A 25,408-nucleotide genomic window follows, 5' to 3' on the forward strand; every position below is an offset into this window, starting at 1 on the left:
AAACAAGCCCTCACCGCCTGCGCACGGAAACTCCTCATCTACGCCAACACCGTCCTCGCCAGACAAGCCGAATGGATGCCCGCATCATAATGGTTGCTGAGCCTGTCGAAGGGCCTGAGTCTCCCGGACCCGAACAGGCTCGGCATGTACGATTCGTTATCCAGCGCGCCGCCAAAAACAAAAAGGGCCGGGATCGCTCCCGGCCCTCTTCGTTATGCGGATCGCAAAAAGGCTTACGCCCCGGCGACCTCGGCGGTGTCGACGCGGATGCCCGGGCCCATCGTCGAGCTGACGGCGACCTTGCGGACATACTTGCCCTTGGCGCCCGACGGCTTGGCCTTCACGACCGCATCGACCAGCGCGTCGAAGTTGCGACGCAGGTCTTCCTGCGTGAACGACGCCTTCCCGATGCCGGAATGGATGATGCCGGCCTTCTCGACGCGATACTCGACCTGACCGCCCTTGGCGGCCTTTACCGCTTCGGCGACGTTCATCGTGACGGTGCCGAGCTTCGGGTTCGGCATCAGGCCCTTGGGACCCAGCACCTTGCCGAGGCGACCGACGACGCCCATCATGTCCGGGGTCGCGATGCAGCGATCGAAATCGATCGTGCCGCCCTGGATCGTCTCCATCAGGTCTTCCGCACCGACGACGTCGGCTCCGGCCGCAAGCGCTTCCTCGGCCTTCGCGCCGCGGGCGAAGACGCCGACGCGGACGGTCTTGCCGGTGCCGGCGGGCAGCGTCACGACGCCGCGGACCATCTGGTCGGCGTGGCGCGGATCGACGCCCAGGTTCAGCGCGACCTCGATGGTCTCGTCGAACTTGGCGGTGGCGTTCTGCTTGGCCAGCGCGATCGCCTGATCGACGCCGTGCAGCGTCTCAGGGTTCACGGCGTTGCTCTTCTGCTTCTTGGTCAGCTTGGCCATGATCTCAGCCCTCCGTCACTTCGAGGCCCATCGCGCGGGCGGAGCCTTCGATGATCTTGGTCGCTGCCTCGATGTCGTTGGCGTTCAGGTCCTTCATCTTGGTCTGGGCGATCTCGGCAAGCTTGCTGCGCGCGATCTTGCCGGCGACGACCTTGCCCGGCTCCTTCGAGCCCGACTTCAGGCCGGCGGCCTTCTTGATCAGGAACGACGCCGGCGGCGTCTTGATCTCGAAGCTGAACGAACGGTCGGCGTAGACGGTGATCTTCGTCGGCAGGGGCGTGCCCTTGTCGACGTCGCCGGTCTGCGCGTTGAACGCCTTGCAGAATTCCATGATGTTGACGCCGCGCTGACCCAGCGCCGGGCCGATCGGCGGGGCGGGCTTCGCGTCGCCTGCAGGAACCTGCAGGTTGATGTAACCTGTGATCTTCTTTGCCATGTCACTCTCGTTTCAAGTTTAGCGGTCCGATCGGGCGTCGCCGCCCTCCCGCAAGCATCCAGCATCAAGCGTGGAAGCGCGCGCCCATACGTGTAAAGTGCACGAAGGGCAAGCCGGCGCTTGATGCGACCGACCGTATACGATTGCGCAAAGTCGCGTTGCACGTCGGCGTTCGATGATTGATTGGGGGGATATCTGTGACGATGCGTGCTGCCATATTCCTTGCCGGTGTCGCGACGCTGATGATGCCGGCCGCAGCGGTCGCGCAGACCGCGCCGCTGACGCTCGACCGCATCTTCGGCAAGGACGCGATCCCGACCGACAGCGTCGACGGCGGCGAATGGACCGCCGACGGCAGCGGCTATGTCGCGATCGAACGCTCGGCGGACGTCAAGGACGGCAGCGACCTCGTCCGCTACGACGTCGCACGCAACACGCGCAGCGTGCAGGTGGCGGCGCACGACCTGATCGTGAAGGACACCGGCAAGCCGCTGCGGATCGAGGGCTATGCCTGGTCGAACGACGGCAAGCGACTGCTGATCTTCACCAACGGCCAGCGTTTCCGCCGCACCCGCGCGCTCGGCGATTACTGGCTGTTCGACACGACGACGAAGGCGCTGCGCAAGGTCGGCGGCGACGCGCCCGCCGCCAGCCTGATGTACGCCGAATTCGCGCCCGACGGGCAGAGCATCGCCTATGTCCGCGGCAACAATCTGTACGTCGAGGCGACCGCGGGCGGCGCGGCGCGAAAGCTGACCAGCGACGGCAACGACCTCATCGTCAACGGCCTTGGCGACTGGGTCTATGAAGAGGAATTCTACCTCAAGAAGGCGTGGAGCTGGAGCCCCGATTCGAAGCGGATCGCCTTCTGGCGGTTCGACACGTCGGGGGTCGGCACCTTCTACATGATCACCAACACCGTCGGGCAATATTCGAAGCCGATCCCGCTGCAATACCCGAAGGTCGGCACCACCAATTCCGCGGTGCGCGTCGGCAGCGTCGACGTCGCGAGTGGCGCCACCCAGTGGATCAGGCTCGACGGCGATCCGCGCCAGAATTACGTGCCGCAGATGAGCTGGGCGGGCAGCAGCGGACAATTGTTCCTGCAATATGCCAACCGCCTGCAGAACACCTATCAGGTGCTGCTCGCCGATCCCGCCAGCGGCACGACGCGACCGCTGTTCGTCGAGCGCGACGCCGCCTGGGTCGAGGCGAATGAGAACCCCACATGGCTCGACGGCGGCAGGCGCTTCACCTGGATGAGCGAGCGCGACGGCTGGCGGCACCTCTACCTCGCGTCGGCCGACGGCAAGCGGCTCGACCTGCGCACGCCGGGCAAGTTCGACGTCGTCAGCCTGTTGCAGGTCGATGCGAAAAGCGGCTGGGCGTGGTTCATCGCCTCGCCCGACAATCCGACGCAGCGCTACCTCTATCGCGCGACGCTGACCGGCAAGCCGCGCGTCGAGCGGGTGACGCCGGGGACCCAGGCCGGCACGCACAGCTACGACATTGCGCCGGGCGCGCACTGGGCGCGGCATACCGTGTCGGGGATCGACCGCGCGCCGGTGACCGACATGGTCGACCTGACGACGCAGACACCCGTCCGCGTACTGGCGCGCAACGCGGCGTTGCAGGAGGTGCTGAGCAAGGAGCCGCTGCCGCCGACCGAATTCGTCCGCCTCGACCTCGGCAAGGGCGTGTCGGTCGATGCCCGGTTGCTCAAGCCCGCCAATTTCGACCCCGCCAAGCGCTATCCGGTGCTGTTCTACGTCTATGGCGAACCCTGGGGGCAGACGGTCGCCGACGCGTGGGAGGGGCGCACCGCACTGTGGCACCGGATGCTCGCCGAGCGCGGCTATATCGTCGCCAGCATCGATCCGCGTGGCACCAACACCCCGCGCGGGCGCGACTGGCGCAAGATCATCTACCGCCAGTTGGGCGTGATCGGGCCGGAGGATTATGCCGCGGGCGTGCGCAAGCTGCTCGGCCAGCGGCCCTATATGGACCCGGCGCGGATCGGCATCTGGGGCTGGAGCGGCGGCGGATCGAGCACGCTGCACGCGATGTTCCGCTTCCCCGATTTGTTCAAGACCGGCATCGCGGTTGCCGCCGTGTCCGACCAGACGCTGTACGACACCATCTATCAGGAACGCTACATGGGCCTGCCGTCCGACAATGCGGCGGGGTTCAAGGCGGGATCGCCGATCACCTATGCCGATGGCCTCAAGGGCAACCTGCTGATGATCCACGGCACCGGCGACGATAACGTCCACTACCAGAATCTCGAGGTGCTGGAGGACAAGCTGATCGCCGCGAACAAGCCGTTCACGATGATGGCCTATCCCGACCGCACCCACGGCATCTACGAAAAGCCGGGAACGAGCCTACACCTGTTCTCGCTGATGACGCGCTATCTAGACACGAACCTGCCGGCGGGGGCGAGGTAGGGGCAGCCCTCTCCACACTCTCCGTCACCCCGGACTTGTTCCGGGGTCCACTCCTCCACTCGCGCAGCCGCCGCTTGTCGCGCGGTGGACCCCGGAACAAGTCCGGGGTGACGGAAGTAGGCGGCGAGGGCAGGAGCCTCAGGCCGCTTCTTCGCGCACCGGCTCGCGCAGATACGGCGCGACGACGTCGAGCGCGCGGTAATGCTCCTGCACACCGGTCGGCAGCGCGGCGAAGGCGCGCACCACGCCGCGGCATTGCGGGCTGCCGCAGGCGCAGGCCATCGACCAGTCGGGATCGGCGAGCGTCGTCGAATAGTCCCATGCGATCTCCTCGCCCGGCACGATCCCGCGCAGCGCGACGAGGAACACGCCGCCGTCGGTGAAGCGCAGCCCGGCATTGGGCGAACAGCTATGGTTGATGAGGTCGTCGATCCGCCCCGACGGCCCCATGTAGCGGTCGCGCGCGACCTGCAGGAAGCGATCCGCCGCGCCGCTCAACCCCCGCGGCAGGCGCGAGGCGGGGACGGTGCGGCCGGAGAAGCGCACGATCGTCTGCCCTTCCGCGAAGCCCTGCGCCGCGAACACCGCCTTGCCGAGATGCGTCTCGCCGACCGCGAACGGATTGGCGGGCAGATAGGCGTCGAGGACGCGCAGCCCCCCCTCGCGCCGCCCGAACGAACGCAGCGGGTTCAGCGTCGCGAGCCCGACCATGAACCACACGCTGGCGTGGCAGAGCAGCTCGACGAGCACATAGGCATATTCGCCCACCCCCGATCCGCTGCTGCGCGTCGCGACGATCAGCGTCGCGAGATCGCCCAGCGTCCACAGCCCCCAGGCGGGCGAGCGTTCGCGCGCGCGATCCTCCCACACGCTCGCCCAGGTCGGCCAGAAGCCCAGTGGCACCGCCGCGACGACGAGCATGTGCGCCCAGAACGTCTCCTTGAGCGGCAGCCACAGGATGATCGCGGCGAGGCTCGCCGCCATGCACACGGTTTCGGTGGGCGAGGGCCGCGTCCAGCGCGAACGGCGCCACATCGCCAGCGTCACGACGATGCACGCGATTCCCGAGGTCGCGAAGACGAACCCCTGCGGCTCGCCCGGATTGACCGCGAGATAGGTCGCCGCCTCGACCCCGGTCGCCACCGCCCAGATCAGCCACGACGCACGGCTCGGCTCGACCAGGTGACGGCGCAGGCCGGCCAGGTAGAGGCCATAGCCCATGAGGCTCAGCGCCATCGCCACGATGAACCAGGGCTCGACCGTCATTCCCCCACCCGCTTGGTAAACGAGGCGTAAACCAAGATGGTGAATCCGTCGAGGGGGGGTGGGGCTAGGCGGTAGGCGAGTATGCTGTGAGGCACCGGAACCTCCCCACACCCCCTTCGTCACCCCGGACGTGTTCCGGGGTCCACCGGGCCGCGAGCGTGCGCTCTCCCCTCCGGCCCTGTGCCTCGCCGCGGAGTGGACCCCGGAACAAGTCCGGGGTGACGGGTGGTGTGGGCAAACCGAACGCCTCTCAACGCCGCCTCAACGCCGCCTCAAAGCGGCAGGCTCGGCTGCACCTCGTCGTCCTCCACCGCACCGTCGCGCACAATCCCCGACAGCGTCAGCCCGAGCAGCCGCACGCCATCCGGCACCGGCAGTTGCACATCCAGCAGTTCGATCCCGATCGCCAGAAACGCCGCTTGATCGGCAACCGGCACCGCCACCGACCGCGCCCGCGTCACCGTGCGGAAATCGGCGTGCCGCAGCTTCATCGTCACCGTCCGCCCGCGCGCACCCGATCGCTCGATCCGCACCCACGCCGCCTCCGCGACGCGGGCGAGCGCGGCGTGCAGGTCGGCGGGGTCGGACAGATTGGTCTCGAACGTCCGCTCCGCCCCCACCGACTTGGCTTCGCGATGCGCGCGGACGGGGCGGTGATCCTCGCCCCGCGCCGCGCCGTACAGATAATCGGCGTAGGAGCCGAAATGCGCCTGCAGGAAGGCGAGCGGCCGGTCGCGCAGGTCGGCGCCGGTAACGATGCCGAGCTGCTCCATCCGCTTGGCAGTCACCGGCCCGACGCCGTGGAAGCGCTTGACCGGCAGCGACGCGACGAACGCCGCGCCCTTGTGCGGCGGGATGACGCAGATGCCGTCGGGCTTGTTCTGGTCGGACGCGAGCTTCGCGATGAACTTGTTGTACGACACGCCGGCCGAGGCGGTGAGGCCGGTGTCGGCGCGGATGCGCGCGCGAATGTCCTCCGCGATCGCCTTGGCCGAGCCGAGCCCGCACCGGTCCTCGGTCACGTCGAGATAGGCCTCGTCGAGTGACAGCGGCTCGATCGCGTCGGTATAATCGGCGAAGATCGCGCGAATCTGTTGCGAGACGGCGTGATAGACCTCGAACCGCGGGCGGACGAAGACGAGCTCGGGGCAGCGGCGCAGCGCGGTGACCGACGGCATCGCCGATCGCACCCCGAACACGCGTGCCTCGTAACTCGCCGCCGCGACGACGCCGCGCGCGCGGCTGCCGCCGACCGCGACGGGCTTGCCGCGCAATGCCGGATCGTCGCGCTGTTCAACCGACGCATAGAAGGCGTCCATGTCGATATGGATCACCTTGCGCTGCGGGGGTTGCTCAAAAGGGGGCTCGCCATCGGCCATGTCCCCGTTTCGTTCCAATCGCATTCCAGATCAAGGCGTTGCACGGATCGATCAGGGATCGCACGCGCGGCATGAGCGCGATTGCCTTTTGTGCATCCGGCGGAAGGCTCATTGCATTTGCCGTGCCGCATTGGCGCTTCTAGAGACAGGATGATGCTGCGGCGCAGCAAATCCTTCCCCAGGAGTTTTACATGTTCAGTCTCATCGCCCTCCTGCTCTCGTATCGCCGCGACGTGAAGGCGACGCAGCGCATTGCCGTCCGTGGCGTTGCAGTACCGCCGGTCGTGGCGAACGACGCGGCCGAGGTGTTCGCCCGCGCCGCCTGATCCGACATCGTCGAACGTCTGAAGGGGGCTGGACGCGCGTCGTCCGGCCCCCTTCGCGTGTCATTCCGCCGCGAGAATCTGCGCGACCTCGGCTTCGGTGATCCCGAAGGCGCCGGCGAGACCGGCGATCGACGCGCCGCGCTTGGCCAGTTCGCGCATCCGGCCGGCATCGACGACCGTCGCATAGCCACGCGTATCGCGCTGTTCGCGGACGACGTCCTTGCGCCCCGACGACCGGCGGCGTTGCGCCGCGGCGGCATGCGGATCGCCGCTGGCGGCCTGCTGTTCCGTCTCGCGGCGTTCGGTGCGGGCGCGTTCTCGCGCCTGCGCTTCGGCTTCGCGCGCGACGGCGCGGTCCTGCACGCGCTGCTCATTGGCGGCCAGCCGCTCGGCGGCGCGGGCTTCGCGCGCCTCGGCCCGTTCGGCGGCGCGCTGGTCGGGGCTTGCGTTGGTCCTGATCCGGAAACCCGGCGACGGGGCGCTGCCCCAGCTCTTGTCCACCACGCGCTGAACGCTCCGCTGGCGATGAAAATGGTGCGCCCGGAACGATTCGAACGTCCGACCCTCAGATTCGTAGTCTGATGCTCTATCCAGCTGAGCTACGGGCGCCTGGCCGTGGCAGAAGCCACGGCGGGTATTTGGGCCGTGGCAGGGGCCACGGCGGGTATTCGGGCCGTGGCGGGAGCCGCGGCGAAAATGGTCGGGAAGAGAGGATTCGAACCTCCGGCCCCTGCCTCCCGAAGACAGTGCTCTACCAGGCTGAGCTACTCCCCGACGGAGTACGTGCCAGTCCCGTTTGGCGGGGCCGACCGTGCTTGGAGGCGCGCCTATAGCCACGCCCGAAACGGGATGCAAGCGCGGGAACGATGCCCTTGCGAAATCCCCCGCCACCGCCCTAGGCAGGCCGCGTGAACACGATCGAAGCCCTCGCCGCCGCGCTAATCGTGGTCAACGTCGCGCTCGTCGCGCGGCGCAGCGTCTGGAACTATCCGGTCGCGCTGGTCGCGGTGGCGATCTATGCCTGGGTCTTCGCCGACGCGCGGCTGTACAGCGACGCGCTGTTGCAGGGCTTCTTCTTCGCCGCGAACCTGTACGGCTGGGCCAATTGGGCGAAGAGCCGGGCAGAGGCCGGGGAGGTGATCGTCGAGCGGCTCGACGCGCGCACCCGCGCCGGCTGGCTGGTCGGCGGCGGCCTCGCCTGCCTGCTCTGGGGAACGTTGATGCACCGTTATACCGATGCCTCCTATCCGTGGTGGGACGGGGGAATCGCGATCGCCTCGGTCGCCGCGCAACTGATCCAGGCGCGCCGCGCGATCGAGAGCTGGTGGGTGTGGATCGCGGTCGATGTCGCGAGCGTGCCGCTGTATGCCGCCAAAGGGCTGTGGTTCACCGCGACCCTGTACGTCGTGCTGCTCGGGCTGGCGACGTGGGGGCTGGTCGACTGGCGCCGCGCCGCGGGGCGGCAATCGGGCATGGTGCCGGCGTGAGGCCGCGCTCGATCTGCCTGCATGGGCCCGAGAGCAGCGGCAAGTCCACCATGGCGCCGCGGCTGGCGCAGCATTTCGGCGGCGTGCCGTGCGTCGCGGAGTTCGGCCGCACCTATTGCGAGGCGTTCGGCACCGACCTCACCATGGCGGATCTGGTCGAGATCGGCAAAGGGCACGACGCCAAGGTCCGCGCGGCGCTGGGCGAGCGCGACTATCCGGTGATCCTCGACACCGATCCGCTGATGACCGCGGTGTGGGCGGACATGATGTTCGGGCGGCGCGACCCGTGGTTCGCGACCTGGACCAACACCGCCGACCTGTATCTGCTGTTCGACATCGACCTGCCCTGGGTCGAGGACGGGTCGCGGATGTTCGGCGACGAAGCGGCGCGGCGGCGCTTCTTCGACCTGTCGCGCGCGATCCTGGAGGAGCGCGGCGTGCGCTGGGCGCTCGTGTCGGGCGAGGGGAGCAAGCGCTACCTCAACGCGCTGCACGCGATCGAGGCGCTGAGCCGCGACTAGCGCAAGTCGCCACCAGCCTGCTAGGGGCGCTGCCATGACTCCGCTTTCCACGATCCGTAACTTCTCCATCATCGCGCATATCGACCATGGCAAGTCGACCCTCGCCGATCGCCTGATCCAGAGGACCGGAGGGCTGACCGATCGCGAAATGTCGTCCCAGGTCCTCGACAACATGGATATCGAGAAGGAGCGCGGGATCACGATCAAGGCGCAGACGGTGCGCCTGTCCTATCCGGCCAAGGACGGCGTCACCTATACGCTCAACCTGATGGACACGCCGGGACACGTCGACTTCGCGTACGAGGTGTCGCGGTCGCTGGCCGCGTGCGAGGGCGCGCTGCTGGTGGTCGATGCGGCGCAGGGGGTCGAGGCGCAGACGCTCGCCAACGTCTATCAGTCGATCGAGCACGATCATGAGATCGTGCCCGTCATCAACAAGATCGACCTGCCCGCCGCCGAACCCGAACAGGTGCGCAAGGAGATCGAGGACGTCATCGGCATCGACGCGTCGCAGGCGGTGCTGGCATCGGCCAAGTCGGGGATCGGCATCGACGAGATCCTGGAGGCGATCGTCACCCGCATCCCGCCGCCCAAAGGCGACGAGACCGCACCGCTGAAGGCGATGCTGGTCGATTCGTGGTATGACCCGTATCTCGGCGTCGTCATCCTCGTCCGCGTGATGGAGGGCGTGCTGAAGAAGGGGCAGCAGGTCAGCTTCATGCAGGCCGGCACGACGCACCTCGTCGATCGCGTCGGCTGTTTCCGGCCGAAGATCGAGCAGCTGACCGACCTCGGCCCCGGCGAGATCGGCTTCATCACCGCGCAGATCAAGGACGTCGCGCAGGCGCGCGTCGGCGACACGCTGACCGACACCAAGCGCCCCGCCGCCGAGGCGCTGCCGGGGTTCAAGGAGGTCCAGCCGGTGGTGTTCTGCGGCCTGTTCCCGGTCGATGCCAACGACTTCGAGAAACTGCGCGAATCGATCAGCAAGCTGCGCCTCAACGACGCGAGCTTCAGCTTCGAGATGGAGACGAGCGCGGCGCTGGGCTTCGGCTTCCGCTGCGGTTTCCTCGGCCTGCTGCACCTCGAGATCATCCAAGAGCGGCTGACGCGCGAATACGACCTCGACCTCATCACCACCGCGCCGTCGGTGGTCTACCAGATCGAGCTGACGCATCCCGATCCGGCGGGGATCACGCAGATCGACCTGCACAATCCCGCCGACATGCCCGACGTCAACAAGATCAAGACGATCAGCGAACCGTGGATCAACGCGACGATCTACGTGCCGGACGAATATCTGGGGTCGATCCTGAAGCTGTGCCAGGACCGGCGCGGCATCCAGAAGAACCTGACCTATGTCGGCGGGCGCGCGCAGGCGACGTACGAACTGCCGCTCAACGAGGTGGTGTTCGACTTCTACGACCGGCTGAAATCGCTGTCGAAGGGCTATGCCAGCTTCGACTACCAGCAGATCGGCTATCGCGAGGGCGACCTCGTCAAGATGAGCATCCTCGTCAACGAGGAGCCGGTCGATGCGCTCAGCATGATCGTCCACCGCGGCACCGCCGAGGTGCGCGGCCGCGGCATGGTCGAGCGGCTGAAGGAACTGATCCCGCGCCATCTGTTCAAGATCCCGATCCAGGCGGCGATCGGCGGCAAGGTGATCGCGCGCGAGACGATCAGCGCGATGCGCAAGGACGTGACCGCGAAATGCTACGGCGGCGATGCGACGCGCAAGAAGAAGCTGCTGGAAAAGCAGAAGAAGGGCAAGGCGAAGATGCGCGAATACGGGAGCGTCAGCATCCCGCAGGAGGCGTTCATCGCGGCGCTCAGGATGGGCGACGAGGGCTGATGGCCATGTCGTCCTATGCGGAGGTTTATCGCGGGCACGACAAGCACAAGCATCGACCGACCCGTGGCGAAAAGGGGACGCGCTGTCCCGAATGGACGCATATCGCCGACGGCAAGAGCGTCGGCGTCGATATGTTCGCCCATGACTGGGCGTTGACGCGCGCGCAGGAATTGCTCGACACCAGCGTTACCGATCTGGCAAGCAAGCGTCGCTATACGACGGGCGACGGCATCGCGTTCGAAGTGAAGCCCACCAACGACGGAACCTTTCATGGCCATCCTATCCCCTGGAACGATGTCCCTGCATGGCTGCACCGCCAGTGGAAGATCGAGGGTCGCGTGACCAGGCGGCAGATCAGCCGATATTCCGAAGCACCCAACGATTTCTGGGCGATGGATAGCGACGATGCGGGGTAAACGGCGGCAGTTGATCGATTTTCAGCCGTTCGGCTACCGCGACCGGTTCGAGATCGCGATCCGTCCGGCACGGCATCGTGACCCCATTGATCGTCGCCCGCAGGGTTACGGATGGTTGCTCGGCGATCTGAAGCTGACCGTCGGAGGGCGAATCCTGACCCAGCATCAGCGGGACGGACAGCCGCGGCGAGACCATGTCACCTGGTACCTGCTGCCGTTGTTCGAATGGCTGGCGGAGCACTGGGTCGACCTGCTGCATGAAGAAGAGTTCGGCTGGCGAGAAGGCTCGACGCTGGCGGCGGCCGCGATCGTTCCGCGCGTCCTTGCGGAAAGTATCGGCAAGGACGATGCCGACGCCATGGCGCGCTACGACGCGGCCCAGGCATGGCGGGGGCGGCACGGCCTGCGCGCCGCGGCGGAGGGCGGTATCTTCCCCGACCTGTATATCCGCCGGTTTCTCGATACGATCGAACTGTCCTGGTCGGACGTCCCTGCGCTGTTCGCGCCCGACGACATGCGCTTCGTCAGCCGACCGGGCTATGCCGGATGCGCCGTCGGCGACGTGGCCACGCCGTTATGGGACGCGTTGACCTATGTCGTCGATGGGGGGCTTGGTCTTCCCGATACCGAGGCCGAACGGCAGAGGTTTGCGGCGTTGCAGGCGCGGTTGGCGGAAATCAGGGCGTTGACCGTGGTCGATTTCGCGCGTGCGCGCGTCGCCGCACCGGTGCTGGCGGCGGCGATCGGAGAGCTGGGTGCTGCCGTCGCCGCCGATCTGTTTCAGAGCGAACGCGTAGCGGACGATGTGCCGGCGGTGGCCGCGTTCGCGCCGGCGATCGCAATGTACGGTGGTCTCAGCCCCACGCTGGGCGGTGCGGACGTCGGCATTCTGTCCCGCCTCGTGCTGGACGCGCAGCAGCGCGGCGAACTGCCGGCGCTTGCCGCGCTTGTCGAAGACAAGGGCGGTGTTCCGCGCCGATCGCCGGCGCTGGAGGGCTATACGCTGGCCGAAGACCTGCTCGAGGAATGGGATATCGAACGTGGGACGGGCGCGATCGATATCCGCGCGCTGGTCGCCCGCCTCGATATCGCGGTGCACGAACATGCGCTCGAGACGGACAGCATCCGCGGCGTGTCGCTCGCGGGGCAGGGCATGGCACCGACGATTCTGGTCAATACGACGAGCATTTTCAATCGAACCGACGAGGGCCGGCGGTTCACGCTGGCGCACGAACTCTGTCATATCCTCTACGATCGTGGGCGGGCCAAACGGCTGGGATTGACGAGCGGTCCTTGGGTTCCTGCCGCCGTCGAGCGTCGTGCCAACGCATTTGCCGCGATGCTGTTGATGCCTCGCTCGCGGGTGATCGAGGCGTTCGGAGCCGCTTATGACGATGCGGTCGAACTGCGGCGGGTGGCGGGCGTCCTGCAGGTGACGCCGAGGGCGCTGGTCGAGCACCTCCACAACATCCATCTGATCGACGAAGTGGCTCGCGAACGGTTGAGAGCCGCGTTCGGCGTCTGAGCGCTCACGGTAGCACTTCGGCTCAGGCCAGGCGTTGCAGCTTGGCGAGCGCGGTATCGAGCGCCTGCAGGAAGCGGCTGCGATCCGCCGCGGCGAAGGGTTTGGGTCCGCCCAGCTGGTCGCCGCCGGCGCGCAGGTCGGCCATGATCGCCCGCGTCGCGATCGCGCCGCCGATCGAGGCGGGGGTGAAGGGCTTGCCGGTCGGGCTGAGCACGGTGGCGCCGGCTTTCAAGCAGCGGTCGGCGAGCAGGATGTCGGCGGTGACGACGACCGCAGCCCCGTCCGCGGCCTCGGCGATCCAGTCGTCGGCGGCGTCGAAGCCATCGCTCACCACGACACGGGTGACGAGCGGGTGGACGGGCACGCGGAAGTGGCTGTTGGCGACGATCGTCACCGGCACGTCGCGGCGCCAGGCGACCTTGTAGATTTCGTCCTTTACCGGGCAGGCGTCCGCGTCGACCAATATGCGGACGCCCGTCGTCATCGATTAACCCCGCGGACCCTTGCGGTAGGGCTTGGCCTGGTGGCGCGCCGGCGCGCCGCCGGTGCGCGGCGGGCGGGCGGCGTTGTCGCGGGGGGCACGCGGGCCGCGGGGGGCGCCGCCGCCGCCGCTCTCGGCGCGCGGATTGCCGGTGAAGGGGACGATCTGCAGGCTGCCCTCGTCGTTCTCCGGGTTCGCCGTGCGCTGGACGCTGGCGAGGACGCGGTCGGCCACGGTGCGCGGCACCTCGAACAGCGTGTCGTTCGGGTTGATGCGGATCGCGCCGATCTCCGCCTTGGTGATGTGCCCGCGGCGGCAGATCAGCGGGAGCAGCCAGCGCGGGTCGGCGTTCTGGCGGCGGCCGATGTCCATGCGGAACCACACCGTGTCCTCGAAGCCGGGGCGGTGGCCCTGCGTGCGATCCGACTGCTGCGGGGTGGCGGAATCGAGCAGATCCTCGGCCTGCGGCATCAGCGCGCGATGCGCGTGGACGAGCGCGGCGGCGATATCCTCCGGGCTCTTCTCCGCGATCAGGCGCTGGGCGAGCTCGCGATCCTCGTCGTCGAACTCGATCGGCGCGAGCAGCGTCGTGATGAGGCGTTCGCGGTCCTGCTTGCGGATGTCGTCGGCGGATGGCGCGGGGATCCAGTCGCAGGCGATCTTCGCCTGCTTGAGCATCATGTCGACGCGGCGGCGGCGCGGATAGGGGACGATCAGGACCGCGGTGCCCTTCTTGCCGGCGCGGCCGGTGCGGCCCGAGCGGTGCTGGAGCGTCTCGGCGTCGCGCGGCAGCTCGACGTGGACGACGAGGCTGAGGCTGGGCAAGTCGATGCCGCGCGCGGCGACGTCGGTGGCGACGCAGACGCGGGCGCGGCGGTCGCGCAGCGCCTGCAGCGCCTGGTTGCGCTCGTTCTGGCTGTGCTCGCCCGACAAAGCGACCGCTGCGAAGCCGCGCTCGACGAGGCTGGCGTGGAGGTGGCGGACGTTGTCGCGCGTGGCGCAGAACAGCATCGCCGTCTCCGCCTCGTGGAAGCGCAGCAGGTTGATGACGGCGTGCTCGATATCGGCGGGGGCGACGGTGACCGCCTGATAGGCGATGTCGCCATGGCCGCGGTCCTCACCGACGGTCGAGATGCGCAGCGCGTCACGCTGGTAGCGCTTGGCGAGCGCCACGATCGGGCGCGGAATCGTCGCCGAGAACATCAAAGTGCGGCGCTCGGCGGGCGAGGCGTCGAGGATGCCCTCGAGATCCTCGCGGAAGCCCATGTCGAGCATCTCGTCGGCCTCGTCGAGGACGGCGACGCGCAAGCTCGACAGGTCGAGCGCGCCGCGTTCGAGGTGGTCGCGCAGGCGGCCGGGGGTGCCGACGACGATATGCGCGCCGTGGCTCAAGGAGCGGCGCTCCTTGCTGGCGTCCATGCCGCCGACGCAGGTGGCGATGCGCGCGTGCGCGCCCTTGTACAGCCACATCAGCTCGCGGCTGACCTGCAGCGCGAGTTCGCGGGTGGGGGCGATGATGAGCGCGAGCGGGAGGCCCGGCGGCGGCAGCGTGCCGTCGGCCATCAGTTCGCCGGCCATGGCGAGGCCGAAGGCGACGGTCTTGCCCGAGCCGGTCTGCGCCGAGACGACGAGATCGCGGCCGGCGGCTTCGGGCTCGATGACCGAGGCCTGGACGGCGGTGGGGGCGGCATAGCCGCGTTCGACGAGCGCTTCGGCAAGAAGCGGGGGAAGCGAGGAAAAGGGCATCGGTAACCTAAATGGGAGCGGCACCCCCGAAGCCAAGGCTTGAGGGCCAGGGCGGGAGCGCGGCAGGGACAACGTAATCGCGAGTGTCAGTCGCGGGCCAATCGCGGGCGGCAATACGGGCGCAATGTGGCGCATCTATCGCGCGCATCATGGCCGTTTCCGTGACCCCAGAGACCCTGCGCCGCCTGATCTGCGAAGCCGAGGCCGAGCGAGGCCGCGCCGCTGCCCCTACGCTGAAACGCGCCTGGGCGCAACTCGCGGCGGCCTATGCGCTGCAGCTGGAGCGGATCGCGCCCGGGCCGGCAACATAAAGCAACATTTTTCGGGCCGGAGCGGGATCATTCGTGTGATGCCGCCGTTGGGCGGCTGACGCGACACAGGCGGGCCATGGCGGCGCGCGCGGCGCGGGGGACCGGACGATCATGGCCACCTTGGCTCCGGCAGCGCCGCTGCATCCGCCCGCGAAGAAGCCGGGGCATCATGCCGGACGCACGCTGGATGCGCTCAACTTCTTCCTGGCCGACGTGCGCGACGGGCTGGGGCCGTATCTCGCCATCTACCTGCTCGCGGTGCGCGGGCCGGCGCATGGCTGGAACGAGGCGACCGTCGGCATGGTGCTGACCATCGCCGGGATCGTCGGGCTGGTGTCGCAGACGCCGGCCGGCGGGCTGATCGACCGCAGCCGCAACAAGCCGCGGATCGTCATCGTCGCCGCGCTGCTGGTGACACTGACCAGCGTGTCGCTGCCCTTCGTCGGCGGCTTCGCGATGGTCGCGGCGACGCAGTCGCTGGCGGCGGTGGCGGGCGCGGTGTTCGCGCCGGCGATCAGCGCGATCACGCTGGGGCTGTTCGGGCCGAAGCTGTTCTCCAGGCGCGTCGGGCGCAACGAGGCGTTCAACCATGCCGGCAATGCGGTGTCGGCGGGGATCGCGGGGGCGCTGGCGTGGAAGTTCGGGCCGGTCGTCGTGTTCTGGCTGATGGGCGCGCTGACCGTGGCGAGCGTCGCGGCGGCGCTGCGGATCAGGAACCGCGACATCGACAATGCGGTGGCGCGCGGGCTCGACTGCGAACCCGAAGAGGGCTGCGAGGAGCCGGGCGGGTTGCGCGTGCTGGTCGAGAACCGGCCGTTGCTGCTGTTCGCGGGCATTGCCTTCCTGTTCCACCTCGCCAATGCGGCGATGCTGACCTCGGTCAGCCAGTTGCTGTCGCGGACGGTGGGGAAGGATTCGGCGACGTCGCTGACCGCGGCGTGCATCGTCGCGGCGCAGTTGGTGATGGTGCCGGTGGCGGTGATCGTCGGGCGCAACGTCGACCGTTGGGGCAGGAAGCCGCTGTTCATCGTCGCGTTCGGCGTGCTCACGGCGCGTGGGGCGCTCTATACGCTGTCGAACGATCCGTGGTGGCTGGTCGGCGTGCAGGCGCTCGACGGGGTCGGCGCGGGGATCTTCGGCGCGCTGTTCCCGGTGGTGATCGCCGACCTGACCAGGGGCAGCGGGCGGTTCAACGTCGCGCAAGGCGCGGTGGCGACGGCGCAGGGGCTGGGCGCGGCGTTGAGCGCGACGCTGGGTGGCGCGATCATCGTCGGGTTCGGCTATGGCGCGAGCTTCCTGACGCTGGCGGGAATCGCGGCGGTCGGGCTGGCGCTGTATGCGGTGGCGATGCCCGAGACGAAGCCGCGGTGAGGGTGGGGATCAGGGTCGACCCGGTCGTCCTCCACAGGGGGGGAAGGCCATGATCGCCACCGTCGGCATCTGCGCGGTTGCGACCGCGGGCGTGATCGTGCGGCCGTTTCGCTGGCCGGAGGCGATCTGGGCGGTGGCGGGCGCGGCGCTGCTGCTGCTCACCGGGGTGATCGCGCCGGGTGCGGCGTGGGGCGCGGTGCTGAAGGGCGCGGACGTCTATCTGTTCCTGATCGGCATGATGCTGCTGTCGGAGGCGGCGCGCGAACAGGGCGTGTTCGACTGGGTGGCGCATCGCGCCGCGGCGGGGGCGAACGGGTCGGCGGCGCGGCTGTTCACGCTGGTGTTCCTCGTGGGCGTGGTGGTAACCGCGTTCCTGTCGAACGATGCGACCGCGGTGGTGCTGACCCCGGCGGTCTATGCGGTGGCGACGCGGGCGAAGGTGGCGCCGTTGCCGCTGCTGTTCGCCTGCGCGCTGGTGGCGAATGCGGCGAGTTTCGTGCTGCCGATCTCCAATCCGGCCAACCTCGTCCTGTATGCGAGCGACCTGCCGCGGCTCGGGCACTGGCTGGCGGCGTTCGCGCTGCCGTCGGTGGCGGCGATCGGGGCGACCTATGCGGGGTTGCGCTGGCTGTTCCGGGCGGAGTTGACCGGGCCGGCGGAGCGCGGCGAGGCGGCGGTGCTCAGCGCCGGTGGACGTGTCGCGCTGGCCGGGATCGGGGCGACGGCGGCGTTGCTGACGCTGGCGTCGGCGCTGGGATGGGACCTCGGCTGGCCGACGTTCGGGGCGGGCGTCGCGACCGCGCTGGTCGTGTCGCTTGGTGCACGCACGGCGCCGTGGCCGATGGTCAAAGCGGTGTCGTGGTCGGTGCTGCTGCTCGTCGCCGGATTGTTCGTGATGGTCGAGGCGCTGGCCGAAACCGGGCTGATCGGCTGGCTGGCGGCGCGGCTGAGTGCGGCGGCGGCGACCGACCCGCGCACCGCCGCGGCGGCGGCGGGCGGGCTGCTCGCGGTGGGCAGCAACGCGATCAACAACCTGCCCGCAGGGCTGATCGCGGCGCAGACGATCGCGGCGGCGCATCCGCCGACGCTGGTGGTCGATGCGCTGCTGATCGGGGTGGATCTGGGGCCCAACCTGTCGATCACCGGGTCGCTGGCCACGATCCTGTGGCTGATCGCGATCCGGCGCGAGGGGGAGGACGTGACGTTCCTCCAGTTCCTGCGGGTGGGGGTCGTGACGACGGTGCCGGCGCTGGTGCTCGCGATCGGGGTGCGGGTGCTGATGGGGTAGGGGTTTACCCCCTCGATCGTCATCCCGGCGAACGCCGGTACCCATGGACAGGACGCCGCTGGCGGGGGAGCGCATCGCTGGCCGCTTGCCACCATGGGTTCCGGCTTTCGCCGGAGTGACAGTGTGGGGGCGGGGGACTTATAACGCCTGTGCCGCCGCCCAGCCGCTCGCCCAAGCCCACTGGAAATTGTACCCGCCGAGCCAGCCGGTGACGTCGACCGCTTCGCCGATCGCGTGGAGGCCGGGGACGCGGCGCGCCTCGAGCGTCTGCGACGAGAGGTCGGCGGTGCTGATGCCGCCGGCGGTGACCTCCGCCTTGGCGAAGCCTTCGCTGCCGTTGGGCGTGAAGCGCCACGCCGACAGCTGCCGCGCGGCGTCGTCGAGGCGGCGGTCGGGGGTGTTGGCGAGTTCGCCGGTCAGCGCCAGCCGCTCGGCGAGCGCCTCGGCGAGGCGATCGGGGAGGGTGCCCGCCAGCGTACGGCGCAAGGTGGTGCGGGGATGGTGGCGCTTGGCCTCGATCAGCCAGCCGGGCGCGGCGTCGGGGATGAAGTCGATGCCGATCGGCTCGCGCGCGCGCCAGTAGCTCGACACCTGCAGGATCGCCGGACCCGATAACCCACGGTGGGTGAAGAGCGCGGCTTCGCGGAAATGCGCCTTGCCCGCCTTGGCGACGACCTCCGCGGCGACGCCCGACAGCGTGCGGAACAGCGCCTCGTCGCCGCCCAACGTCAGCGGCACCAGCGCGGGGCGCGGCTCGACCACTTTCAGCCCGAAGCGGCGCGCGAGGTCGTAGGCGAAGCCGGTCGCGCCCAGCTTGGGGATCGACGGGCCGCCGGTGGCGATGACGAGGCGCGGCGCGGTGACGGTGCGGCGGGGGAGGGCGACCGTATAGGCGCCGCCGTCGTGGCCGATCTCGCCCACCGGCGACGACAGCGCGAGTTCGACGCGGCCGATCTCGCATTCGCCGCGCAGCATCGCCACGATCTGCCGCGCCGAACCGTCGCAGAACAGCTGCCCCAGCGTCTTTTCGTGCCAGGCGATGCCGTGGCGTTCGACCAGCGCGATGAAGTCGGCGGCGGTGTAGCGGCCGAGCGCCGACTTGGCGAAATGTGGGTTGGCGGACAGATAGCGGTCGGGCGCGGTGTGGATGTTGGTGAAGTTGCACCGCCCGCCGCCCGAGATCACGATCTTCCTGCCCGGTTCGTCGGCATGATCGACCAGCAACACGCGCCGCCCGCGCTGGCCGGCGACGGCGGCGCACATCAGGCCGGCGGCACCCGCGCCGAGGATGATCGCGTCATAGGGGGCAGGGGACATGCTGCGGCGTTAGGGGGCAAACGTGGTTTGGCCTAGGGTGGATCGACGTTCGGGCGCGGGGATGGGGGCAGTTCCTCTGCTGGCCGGGGCTGTACGATCGCATAGGGATGACCGGCTGACGCTTCCCCAACCCCTTCGTCACCCCGGACTTGTTCCGGGGTCCACGGTTCGGCAAGCTTGGCGTATTGAGCCTCTTTTCCGACGCTTGCGGCCCGGTGGACCCCGGAACAAGTCCGGGGTGACGCAATATGTCGGGCATCCGGTTCGTCACACCCTCATATATGATAGCCCTGCCAGCATCGTGTTGCGCCTACCACTGCCGCATGGAGACGATGATGAGGCTGCGGTCGCTGTTGTTCGTGCCGGGCGACCGGCCGGAGCGGTTCGCCAAGGCTGCGGCGAGTGGGGCGTAGGACCAACCGGTCGCCCCAGACACTCCGTCACCCCGGACTTGTTCCGGGGTCCACCGGGCCGCAAGCGTCGGAAAAGAGGCTCAAGACGTCAAGCTCGTCGAACCGTGGACCCCGGAACAAGTCCGGGGTGACGAAGGAATGGGGAACCGTCAGCCGGTAATTCATATGGGCCATGACGGTTGCCCGGGCGATGGTCCAGCGCCTACCACGTCAGCCATGGAGACGATGATGAGGCTGCGGTCGCTGTTGTTCGTGCCGGGCGACCGGCCGGAGCGTTTCGCCAGGGCGGCGGCGAGTGGGGCGGATGCGGTGATCCTCGATCTGGAGGATTCGGTCGCGGCATCGGCCAAGGTGGCGGCGCGCGAAGCGGTGGCGGCGTATCTGCGCGAGCCCGCCGAGGTCGTGCGCTTCGTGCGGGTCAATCCGCTGGGGAGCGAGGGGCTCGCCGACGATCTAGCGGCGGCGCGCGGCGCGGACGGGGTGATGCTGCCCAAGGCCGAATCGGCGGACGACGTCGCGGCGCTGGTCGCGATGATGGGCGCGGACGCGGTGCCGGTGCTGCCGGTCGCGACCGAGACGCCGCTCGCGGTGTTCGGGCTCGGTGGCTATCGCGCGGTGGCGGAACGGCTGGCGGGGCTGACCTGGGGCGCGGAGGATCTGCCCGCGGCGATCGGCGCGGCGACGTCGCGCGAGGCGGACGGGCGCTATACCCCGCCATATGAGGTGGTGCGGACGCTGGCGCTGATGGGCGCGCATGCCGCGGGGGTGGCGGCGATCGAGACGGTCTATCCGGCGATCAGGGATATCGACGGCCTCGCCGCCTATGCGGCGCGGGGCGCGCGCGACGGCTTCACCGGCATGATGGCGATCCATCCGGCGCAGGTCGCCGCGATCAACGCCGCCTTCACGCCGGACGAGGCGGCGCTCGCCGAGGCGCGGCGGATCGTCGCGGCCTTTGCGACGAACCCGGGGGCGGGGGCGTTGCAGCTCGACGGGCGGATGATCGACGCGCCGCATCTGAAACAGGCGCAGCGGCTGCTGGCGCGGGCGGGCATGGCCTGAGCCGATGCTGGCGCTGCTCGCCGCCGCTGCCCTCGCCGCGCAGCCGGTCGCGAGCGCGCGGGTGACGTTCGACCGGCGCGGGATCGTCTCTGTCGCGGCGAACGGGATGGCCGACGTCGCCGCCCGCCGTGCGATGCGGGCCGACGATCCGGTGCGCGTCGCGTCGATCTCCAAGCTGGTGACCGCCATCGGGGTGATGCGGCTGGTCGAGGCGCACCGGCTCGATCTCGACGCCGACGTGTCGGACCTGCTCGGCTGGCGGCTGCGCAACCCGGCGTTTCCCGATGTGCCGATCACCCTCCGGCTGTTGCTGTCGCATCGGTCGAGCCTGACCGACGGCGTCGATTACGTGCTGCCGCTCGATGCCGACATGCGCGCGGTGCTGGCCGATCCGGCGGCATGGGATCGGGAGCATCCGCCGGGCACTTACTTTCGCTACACCAATTTCAACTTTCCGGTGGTCGCGGCGGTGATGGAGCGCGCGACGGGGGAGCGGTTCGACCGGCTGATGGCGCGGCTGGTGCTGCGGCCGCTGAAGCTCGACGCGTGCTTCAACTGGGCGGCCTGCGATCCGGCGACGCGGGCGCGGGCGGTGGTGCTGTACCGTGATGGCAAGCCGGTGAAGGACGCGGATGCCGCCTCCGCCTGTCCGGTGACGACCGCGCGCGACGGGACATGCGATCTCGGCACATGGCGCGCCGGGGTGAACGGCGCGGTCTTCGCGCCGCAGGGTGGCCTCAGGATTTCGGTGCTCGGTCTCGCCAAGATCGGGCGGTTGCTGCTCGGGCGCGGCACGGTGGACGGCGTGCGGCTGCTGACGCCACGGTCGGTGGCGCTGCTCGAGACACCGCTGTGGCGGTTCGACGGGAGCAATGGCGAGAGCGACGGCTTCACCTGTCGCTATGGCCTCGCGGTGACCTTCCTCGCGACCGCGGCGCCGGGATGCCGCGACGATCCGTTCGGCGACGCGCGGCAGCGGCTGGGGCATGTCGGCGATGCCTATGGACTGAAGTCGGGGCTGTGGATCGATCCCGCGACGGGGACCGGCGTCGCCTATGTCGCGACCGACGTGCCGGCCGAACCGGGCATCCGCTCGGCGTATAGCGCGATCGAGGAACGGCTGGCGGCGGGGCGCTGATCCGCGGGGTTCCGTGCAGATTTGCCACCGCGCGCGCAAAAACGCTGCGCCGCGTCAAATCGGCTCTGGCGTTTCATGACATTTTCGTTGCTAATCGCGTCCAGGGCCGTCGGGGGACGGCATCAGGGGGCGAACAATCGATGAAGAACGAGGCGTTGCGTCGGATTCTGCTGGGCGGCAGCATGCTCGCGATCGTGGGCGGGGCCGGGCAGGCCGCCGCGCAGGTGGTCGATGCGCAGACCACCACGCCCGATGCCGCGACGCCGACCGGCGCGGCGACGCCGCAGACCGGCGCGGGCCTGACCAACGTCAAGGCCGCCGACGGCGACATCCTCGTCACGGGATCGCGGATCAAGCAGGATCCGAACGACAGCGCGCTGCCGCTGCAGATCATCACCAATCAGGAACTGACCCGCAACGGCATCAGCAATCCCGAACAATTGGTCGCGTTCCTCACCACCAACGGCAGCGGCGCGGACAACCTCGCGTCGAACGCCGACGTGACGAGCGGCGCGCAGCGCGGCACCAACGGCCTGTCGGCGGCCAATCTGCGCGGGCAGGGATCGGCGGCGACGCTGGTGCTGCTCAACGGCCGGCGGGTCGCGGCGCACGGGCTGTCGGGCTCCGCGGTCGACGTCAACCAGATCCCCTTCGCCGCGATCGAGCGGGTCGAGGTGCTCAAGGACGGCGCCTCGGCGATCTACGGCACCGACGCGATCGGCGGCGTCATCAACTTCATCACGCGCAAGGACTACAAGGGCCTCGGGCTGCAGGCGTTCGACGACATCACCGAACAGGGCGGCGGCAACATCTATCGCCTGTCGGGCATCGCCGGGTACGGCGACCTCGCCGAACAGGGCTTCAACGTGATGGGCGCGGTCAGCTACAGCTGGAACCAGATCCTGCGCGGATCGGATCGCGACTTCGTCAACGGCAACCAGCCCAATCGCGGCCTGTCGATCGACACGCGCGGCACGCCGATCGCTACCGCCTTCGCGCTCAACAACGCCGCCTTCCTGCCGCGCGGGCCCAATGGCCAGATCGGTACGCTGCTCGGCGGCACGACGGGGACGCTGGGGGCAGGGGGCGCGACCAACACCGCGCCGCTCACCGCGTTGCAGCTGCCCGGATCGACCGCGACCTATGGCGCGGGCGGGATCAACACGCTCAACCTGCCCGGCGGCGCGGGCTGCGAGAGCATGGACGGCGGCATGGCCTATGATGCCGCGCTGTGGAACGCGCCGACCGCGCGCTATGCCTGTGCCTGGGACACTGGCCGCGCCGCGGTGATCCAGCAGCCGATCCAGACGCTGACCTATTACGCCCGCGGCGTCGTGCGGATCGCGCAGGAGCACGAACTGTCGCTCGAGGTCACCGGCTCGGACGCCAAGTCGGCGAAGAGCTTCTCCAATGCGCAGGTGTCGAGCAACACGTCGAACTTCCAGGTCGCCTATCCGCTCAACGCGCTGACCACGTCGAGCTACAACGCGGTCTACAATGCGATCGCGGCGCAATTCCCCGGCATCGCCGCCAATTACGGCAAGCCGATCGCCTTCCGCTGGCGCTGCGTCGCGTGCGGCCCGCGTGAATACAAGACCGACACCAAGACGCTGCGCGTCGCCGCGGCGATGGAGGGCCCGCTGTGGGACCAGTGGGATTATCGCGCCGGCGCTTCCTATGCGCGCAGCGAGGCGTCCTCGGTGCTCGGCAGCGGCTATTACTATCGCGGCACGCTGGCGAGCGGCGCCTATGATCCGGCGGCCCCGACCGCGGCCGGCGCGGCCGGGCCGGGGCTTGCCGGCCTCATCAACGCCGGCATCCTCAATCCCTTCAGCCTGACGCAGAGCGATGCGGGAATCGCCGGGCTGCAGTCGGTGTCGGCGTTCGGCCAGACGCTGTACGGCGGCACGTATGAGGTGAAGCAGTTCGACTATTCGATCGCCGGGCCGCTGGTGCGGCTGTGGGGCGATCGTTCGGTGCAGCTGGCGGCGGGCGTCGACTACCGGCGCGAGACCTACAGCTTCAACGGCTCCGACGCGGCGCTGGCGACCGCGCCGGTGATCTTCCTGGCGGCGTTCGACAACGTCAACGCGCTGCGCCGCAAGAACCGGACGGTCAAAGCTGCCTACGCCGAGATGCTGGTGCCGATCCTCCCCGGGCTGGAGGTGACCGGCGCGTTCCGCGTCGACGATTACACCGGCTTCGGCACGACGACGAATCCCAAGGTCTCGATCAAGTTCCGCCCGTGGGAACCGCTCCTGTTCCGCGGATCCTACAACACCGGCTTCCGCGTTCCGACATTCAACCAGATCTTCAACGGCATCACCGAATCGCCCTATGCGGGCAGCGACCTCGCCGACCCGGTCAATTGCCCGGGCGGCGTGCCCAATGCGACCAACGCTGCGTGCACGTTCATCCGGCCCAACATCAACACCGGCGGCAACGCGAACCTCGGGCCGGAGACTGCCCGCCAGTTCAGCGCCGGCGTCGTCATCCAGCCGTCGGCGCGGTTCAGCGCCTCGGTCGACTGGTGGAAGATCGACGTCGACAATACGATCCAGACGCTGACGCTGCGCCAGCTGATCGACAATGCCAGCCTGTTCCCGACGCGCTTCATCCGCGATGCGAGCGGCACGATCGTGACGATCGACGACACCTGGATCAACGCCGGCTCGCGCCGGACCCAGGGGCTGGAGATCGCGGCGCGCGGCGGGGTCGAGGCGCTGGGCGGCGTGCTGTCGACCGGGATCGACGGGACGCTATTGCTCAAGAAGCGCGAGAAGCTGACCCCGACCTCGGCCTATGGCGGCAGCCTGATCGGCGTGTTCACCTTCGCCGGCGACCTCGGCGTGCGGTGGAAGCACAATGCCTTCGTCAACTATGCGAACAACGACGTGGTGCTCTCGCTCACCCAGATCTTCCGCAAGGGCTACAAGAATTTCGCGCTGCCCGGCATCGCGGCGGGAACGGTGACGCGCGCCGACTACAATGCGTTCGTCGACGATTACATCATCTACAATGCCTCGATCAGCTATATCGGCCTGCCAGGGTTCAAGATCACGGCCGGCGTGCGCAACCTGTTCGACACCGATCCGCCGTTCGCCGTCACCTATGACGGCAACACCGGCGCGGGCGGATCATGGGAACCGCGGATCGCCGACCCGCGCGGGCGATCGTTCACGATGAGCGTCGAGACCAAATTCTGACGATGAGGCGGCGGCCCGGGAAACCGGCCGCCGCTTCTGCGTTATGCGCAGGGACGGGTGATCGAGGGTCTGCTGCCCAAAGGGCGGCAGGGCGCCCCACGATGCCCGCACAGCGACTTTTTTGGTGCGCTGCCAAAAAACTGCAATTTTTGTGTTGACCGCCCAGGCGCCTCCCCCTAGATGGGTGTCACCGCAGCGGTGGCCGACACGGACGCCGCGGTGGTCACGACAGATCTGGCGCGCTGACCGCCCCGAGAAAAAGGGGTAAGGGAGCTGTGCCGGTGTTTTTGTCGGCTCTTTGACATTGTAATTTGATGAAGGGACATGTGGGCGGCGGCTCCGGTCTGCGACGTTTTCAAGGCGTCGTGTGGTCGGTTAAAGCTAGCTCGCTCTATATGTCCTTCACGTATCCATACGTAATGGGCTCCCATCAAAGTATTACTTTGATGGGGTCCCAAATGGACTGCCATTGGGGCTTCGGCTTTGATGGG

General features: G+C 68.6%; 21 protein-coding genes and 2 tRNA genes. 13 read left to right on the top strand and 10 right to left on the bottom strand.

The window, feature by feature from the left end; translation table 11 throughout:
- Positions 1 to 233: 233 nt before the first annotated feature.
- Both rplA and rplK read right to left on the bottom strand, forming a co-directional pair.
- Entirely contained in the window at positions 234 to 926 is a 693-nt protein-coding gene (gene rplA / locus M9979_RS16600; protein WP_254290478.1) for a 50S ribosomal protein L1, read from the bottom strand.
- A 4-nt stretch (positions 927 to 930) separates the two neighbouring features.
- Positions 931 to 1,362 (bottom strand): 50S ribosomal protein L11, encoded by a 432-nt coding sequence (gene rplK, locus M9979_RS16605; protein WP_254290479.1) that lies wholly within the window; start codon positions 1,360 to 1,362, stop codon positions 931 to 933.
- 203 nt (positions 1,363 to 1,565) lie between these two features.
- Here rplK and M9979_RS16610 point away from each other — a divergent pair, with 203 nt between their 5' ends.
- On the top strand, positions 1,566 to 3,809 hold the full coding sequence (locus M9979_RS16610) for a S9 family peptidase (RefSeq protein ID WP_254290480.1): 2,244 nt from the start codon (positions 1,566 to 1,568) through the stop codon (positions 3,807 to 3,809).
- Between the two features lie 138 nt (positions 3,810 to 3,947).
- On the opposite strand, the gene M9979_RS16615 is transcribed toward M9979_RS16610, so the two are convergent.
- Both M9979_RS16615 and dinB read right to left on the bottom strand, forming a co-directional pair.
- On the bottom strand, positions 3,948 to 5,075 hold the full coding sequence (locus M9979_RS16615) for an SET domain-containing protein (protein ID WP_254290481.1): 1,128 nt from the start codon (positions 5,073 to 5,075) through the stop codon (positions 3,948 to 3,950).
- Positions 5,076 to 5,347: 272 nt separating this feature from the next.
- On the bottom strand, positions 5,348 to 6,454 hold the full coding sequence (dinB, locus tag M9979_RS16620; RefSeq protein WP_254290482.1) for a DNA polymerase IV: 1,107 nt from the start codon (positions 6,452 to 6,454) through the stop codon (positions 5,348 to 5,350).
- Between the two features lie 191 nt (positions 6,455 to 6,645).
- On the opposite strand from dinB, the gene M9979_RS17295 reads away from it, so the two are divergent.
- Positions 6,646 to 6,780 (top strand): hypothetical protein, encoded by a 135-nt coding sequence (locus M9979_RS17295; protein ID WP_277998638.1) that lies wholly within the window; start codon positions 6,646 to 6,648, stop codon positions 6,778 to 6,780.
- 60 nt (positions 6,781 to 6,840) lie between these two features.
- Here the strand turns inward: M9979_RS17295 and M9979_RS16625 are convergent, their stop codons facing one another.
- The 3 genes from M9979_RS16625 to M9979_RS16635 all read right to left on the bottom strand — a co-directional run bounded on the left by M9979_RS16625 (position 6,841) and on the right by M9979_RS16635 (position 7,554).
- A complete protein-coding gene (locus M9979_RS16625; RefSeq protein ID WP_254290483.1) occupies positions 6,841 to 7,284 on the bottom strand; it encodes a hypothetical protein in 444 nt (147 codons plus the stop codon).
- 28 nt (positions 7,285 to 7,312) lie between these two features.
- Positions 7,313 to 7,389: transfer RNA gene (locus M9979_RS16630), tRNA-Arg, on the bottom strand.
- A gap of 88 nt (positions 7,390 to 7,477) precedes the next feature.
- Positions 7,478 to 7,554 (bottom strand) — tRNA-Pro (locus M9979_RS16635).
- A gap of 134 nt (positions 7,555 to 7,688) precedes the next feature.
- Here M9979_RS16635 and pnuC point away from each other — a divergent pair.
- Genes pnuC through M9979_RS16660 form a run of 5 tightly spaced genes read left to right on the top strand, consistent with a single transcriptional unit; the run spans position 7,689 to position 12,584 of the window.
- Entirely contained in the window at positions 7,689 to 8,267 is a 579-nt protein-coding gene (pnuC, locus tag M9979_RS16640) for a nicotinamide riboside transporter PnuC (RefSeq protein ID WP_254290484.1), read from the top strand.
- Positions 8,264 to 8,788 carry an AAA family ATPase gene (locus tag M9979_RS16645; RefSeq protein ID WP_254290485.1) on the top strand — a complete coding sequence of 175 codons (525 nt, stop codon included), beginning with the start codon at positions 8,264 to 8,266 and terminating at the stop codon, positions 8,786 to 8,788. Before pnuC ends, M9979_RS16645 begins: the two co-directional genes overlap by 4 nt.
- Before the next feature lie 34 nt (positions 8,789 to 8,822).
- A complete protein-coding gene (gene lepA, locus M9979_RS16650; protein ID WP_254290486.1) occupies positions 8,823 to 10,643 on the top strand; it encodes a translation elongation factor 4 in 1,821 nt (606 codons plus the stop codon).
- A complete protein-coding gene (locus M9979_RS16655; RefSeq protein WP_254290487.1) occupies positions 10,643 to 11,059 on the top strand; it encodes a hypothetical protein in 417 nt (138 codons plus the stop codon). The genes lepA and M9979_RS16655 overlap by 1 nt, the downstream gene beginning before the upstream one ends.
- Before the next feature lie 10 nt (positions 11,060 to 11,069).
- A complete protein-coding gene (locus M9979_RS16660; RefSeq protein ID WP_254290488.1) occupies positions 11,070 to 12,584 on the top strand; it encodes an ImmA/IrrE family metallo-endopeptidase in 1,515 nt (504 codons plus the stop codon).
- Between the two features lie 22 nt (positions 12,585 to 12,606).
- On the opposite strand, the gene M9979_RS16665 is transcribed toward M9979_RS16660, so the two are convergent.
- Both M9979_RS16665 and M9979_RS16670 read right to left on the bottom strand, forming a co-directional pair.
- Positions 12,607 to 13,068 (bottom strand): YaiI/YqxD family protein, encoded by a 462-nt coding sequence (locus tag M9979_RS16665; protein WP_254290489.1) that lies wholly within the window; start codon positions 13,066 to 13,068, stop codon positions 12,607 to 12,609.
- 3 nt (positions 13,069 to 13,071) lie between these two features.
- Positions 13,072 to 14,811 (bottom strand): DEAD/DEAH box helicase, encoded by a 1,740-nt coding sequence (locus M9979_RS16670; RefSeq protein ID WP_254290490.1) that lies wholly within the window; start codon positions 14,809 to 14,811, stop codon positions 13,072 to 13,074.
- Between the two features lie 161 nt (positions 14,812 to 14,972).
- Here M9979_RS16670 and M9979_RS16675 point away from each other — a divergent pair, with 161 nt between their 5' ends.
- The 3 genes from M9979_RS16675 to M9979_RS16685 all read left to right on the top strand — a co-directional run bounded on the left by M9979_RS16675 (position 14,973) and on the right by M9979_RS16685 (position 17,781).
- Positions 14,973 to 15,122: a hypothetical protein gene (locus tag M9979_RS16675; protein ID WP_254290491.1), complete on the top strand. Its 150-nt coding sequence runs from the start codon at positions 14,973 to 14,975 to the stop codon at positions 15,120 to 15,122.
- Between the two features lie 111 nt (positions 15,123 to 15,233).
- Complete coding sequence (locus M9979_RS16680) at positions 15,234 to 16,493, top strand: MFS transporter (protein WP_254290492.1); 1,260 nt, start codon at positions 15,234 to 15,236, stop codon at positions 16,491 to 16,493.
- A gap of 49 nt (positions 16,494 to 16,542) precedes the next feature.
- Positions 16,543 to 17,781 (top strand): SLC13 family permease, encoded by a 1,239-nt coding sequence (locus M9979_RS16685; RefSeq protein ID WP_254290493.1) that lies wholly within the window; start codon positions 16,543 to 16,545, stop codon positions 17,779 to 17,781.
- 138 nt (positions 17,782 to 17,919) lie between these two features.
- Here M9979_RS16685 and M9979_RS16690 read toward each other — a convergent pair whose 3' ends face one another.
- Entirely contained in the window at positions 17,920 to 19,098 is a 1,179-nt protein-coding gene (locus tag M9979_RS16690; RefSeq protein WP_254290494.1) for a BaiN/RdsA family NAD(P)/FAD-dependent oxidoreductase, read from the bottom strand.
- A 641-nt stretch (positions 19,099 to 19,739) separates the two neighbouring features.
- On the opposite strand from M9979_RS16690, the gene M9979_RS16695 reads away from it, so the two are divergent.
- The 3 genes from M9979_RS16695 to M9979_RS16705 all read left to right on the top strand — a co-directional run bounded on the left by M9979_RS16695 (position 19,740) and on the right by M9979_RS16705 (position 24,917).
- The gene (locus M9979_RS16695) at positions 19,740 to 20,573 is read left to right on the top strand and encodes an HpcH/HpaI aldolase/citrate lyase family protein (protein ID WP_254290497.1); all 834 of its coding nucleotides are present in this window, start codon (positions 19,740 to 19,742) and stop codon (positions 20,571 to 20,573) included.
- A 4-nt stretch (positions 20,574 to 20,577) separates the two neighbouring features.
- Positions 20,578 to 21,711: a serine hydrolase domain-containing protein gene (locus M9979_RS16700; RefSeq protein WP_254290495.1), complete on the top strand. Its 1,134-nt coding sequence runs from the start codon at positions 20,578 to 20,580 to the stop codon at positions 21,709 to 21,711.
- Positions 21,712 to 21,866: 155 nt separating this feature from the next.
- A complete protein-coding gene (locus tag M9979_RS16705; RefSeq protein WP_254290496.1) occupies positions 21,867 to 24,917 on the top strand; it encodes a TonB-dependent receptor domain-containing protein in 3,051 nt (1,016 codons plus the stop codon).
- Positions 24,918 to 25,408 lie beyond the last annotated feature (491 nt).

This window comes from Sphingomonas liriopis, from assembly GCF_024211255.1.
In the GTDB taxonomy this organism is placed as follows: domain Bacteria; phylum Pseudomonadota; class Alphaproteobacteria; order Sphingomonadales; family Sphingomonadaceae; genus Sphingomonas; species Sphingomonas liriopis.

Bases quoted from the DNA above. Each gene is read 5' to 3' on its own strand.
- M9979_RS16695 (WP_254290497.1), top strand. From the start codon at position 19,740: ATGAGGCTGCGGTCGCTGTTGTTCGTGCCGGGCGACCGGCCGGAGCGT.
- M9979_RS16655 (WP_254290487.1), top strand. From the start codon at position 10,643: ATGGCCATGTCGTCCTATGCGGAGGTTTATCGCGGGCACGACAAGCAC.
- M9979_RS16610 (WP_254290480.1), top strand. From the start codon at position 1,566: ATGCGTGCTGCCATATTCCTTGCCGGTGTCGCGACGCTGATGATGCCG.
- M9979_RS16700 (WP_254290495.1), top strand. From the start codon at position 20,578: ATGCTGGCGCTGCTCGCCGCCGCTGCCCTCGCCGCGCAGCCGGTCGCG.
- M9979_RS16690 (WP_254290494.1), bottom strand. From the start codon at position 19,098: ATGTCCCCTGCCCCCTATGACGCGATCATCCTCGGCGCGGGTGCCGCC.
- lepA (WP_254290486.1), top strand. From the start codon at position 8,823: ATGACTCCGCTTTCCACGATCCGTAACTTCTCCATCATCGCGCATATC.
- rplK (WP_254290479.1), bottom strand. From the start codon at position 1,362: ATGGCAAAGAAGATCACAGGTTACATCAACCTGCAGGTTCCTGCAGGC.
- M9979_RS16685 (WP_254290493.1), top strand. From the start codon at position 16,543: ATGATCGCCACCGTCGGCATCTGCGCGGTTGCGACCGCGGGCGTGATC.
- rplA (WP_254290478.1), bottom strand. From the start codon at position 926: ATGGCCAAGCTGACCAAGAAGCAGAAGAGCAACGCCGTGAACCCTGAG.
- M9979_RS16665 (WP_254290489.1), bottom strand. From the start codon at position 13,068: ATGACGACGGGCGTCCGCATATTGGTCGACGCGGACGCCTGCCCGGTA.
- M9979_RS16670 (WP_254290490.1), bottom strand. From the start codon at position 14,811: ATGCCCTTTTCCTCGCTTCCCCCGCTTCTTGCCGAAGCGCTCGTCGAA.
- M9979_RS16680 (WP_254290492.1), top strand. From the start codon at position 15,234: ATGGCCACCTTGGCTCCGGCAGCGCCGCTGCATCCGCCCGCGAAGAAG.
- M9979_RS17295 (WP_277998638.1), top strand. From the start codon at position 6,646: ATGTTCAGTCTCATCGCCCTCCTGCTCTCGTATCGCCGCGACGTGAAG.
- M9979_RS16615 (WP_254290481.1), bottom strand. From the start codon at position 5,075: ATGACGGTCGAGCCCTGGTTCATCGTGGCGATGGCGCTGAGCCTCATG.
- dinB (WP_254290482.1), bottom strand. From the start codon at position 6,454: ATGGCCGATGGCGAGCCCCCTTTTGAGCAACCCCCGCAGCGCAAGGTG.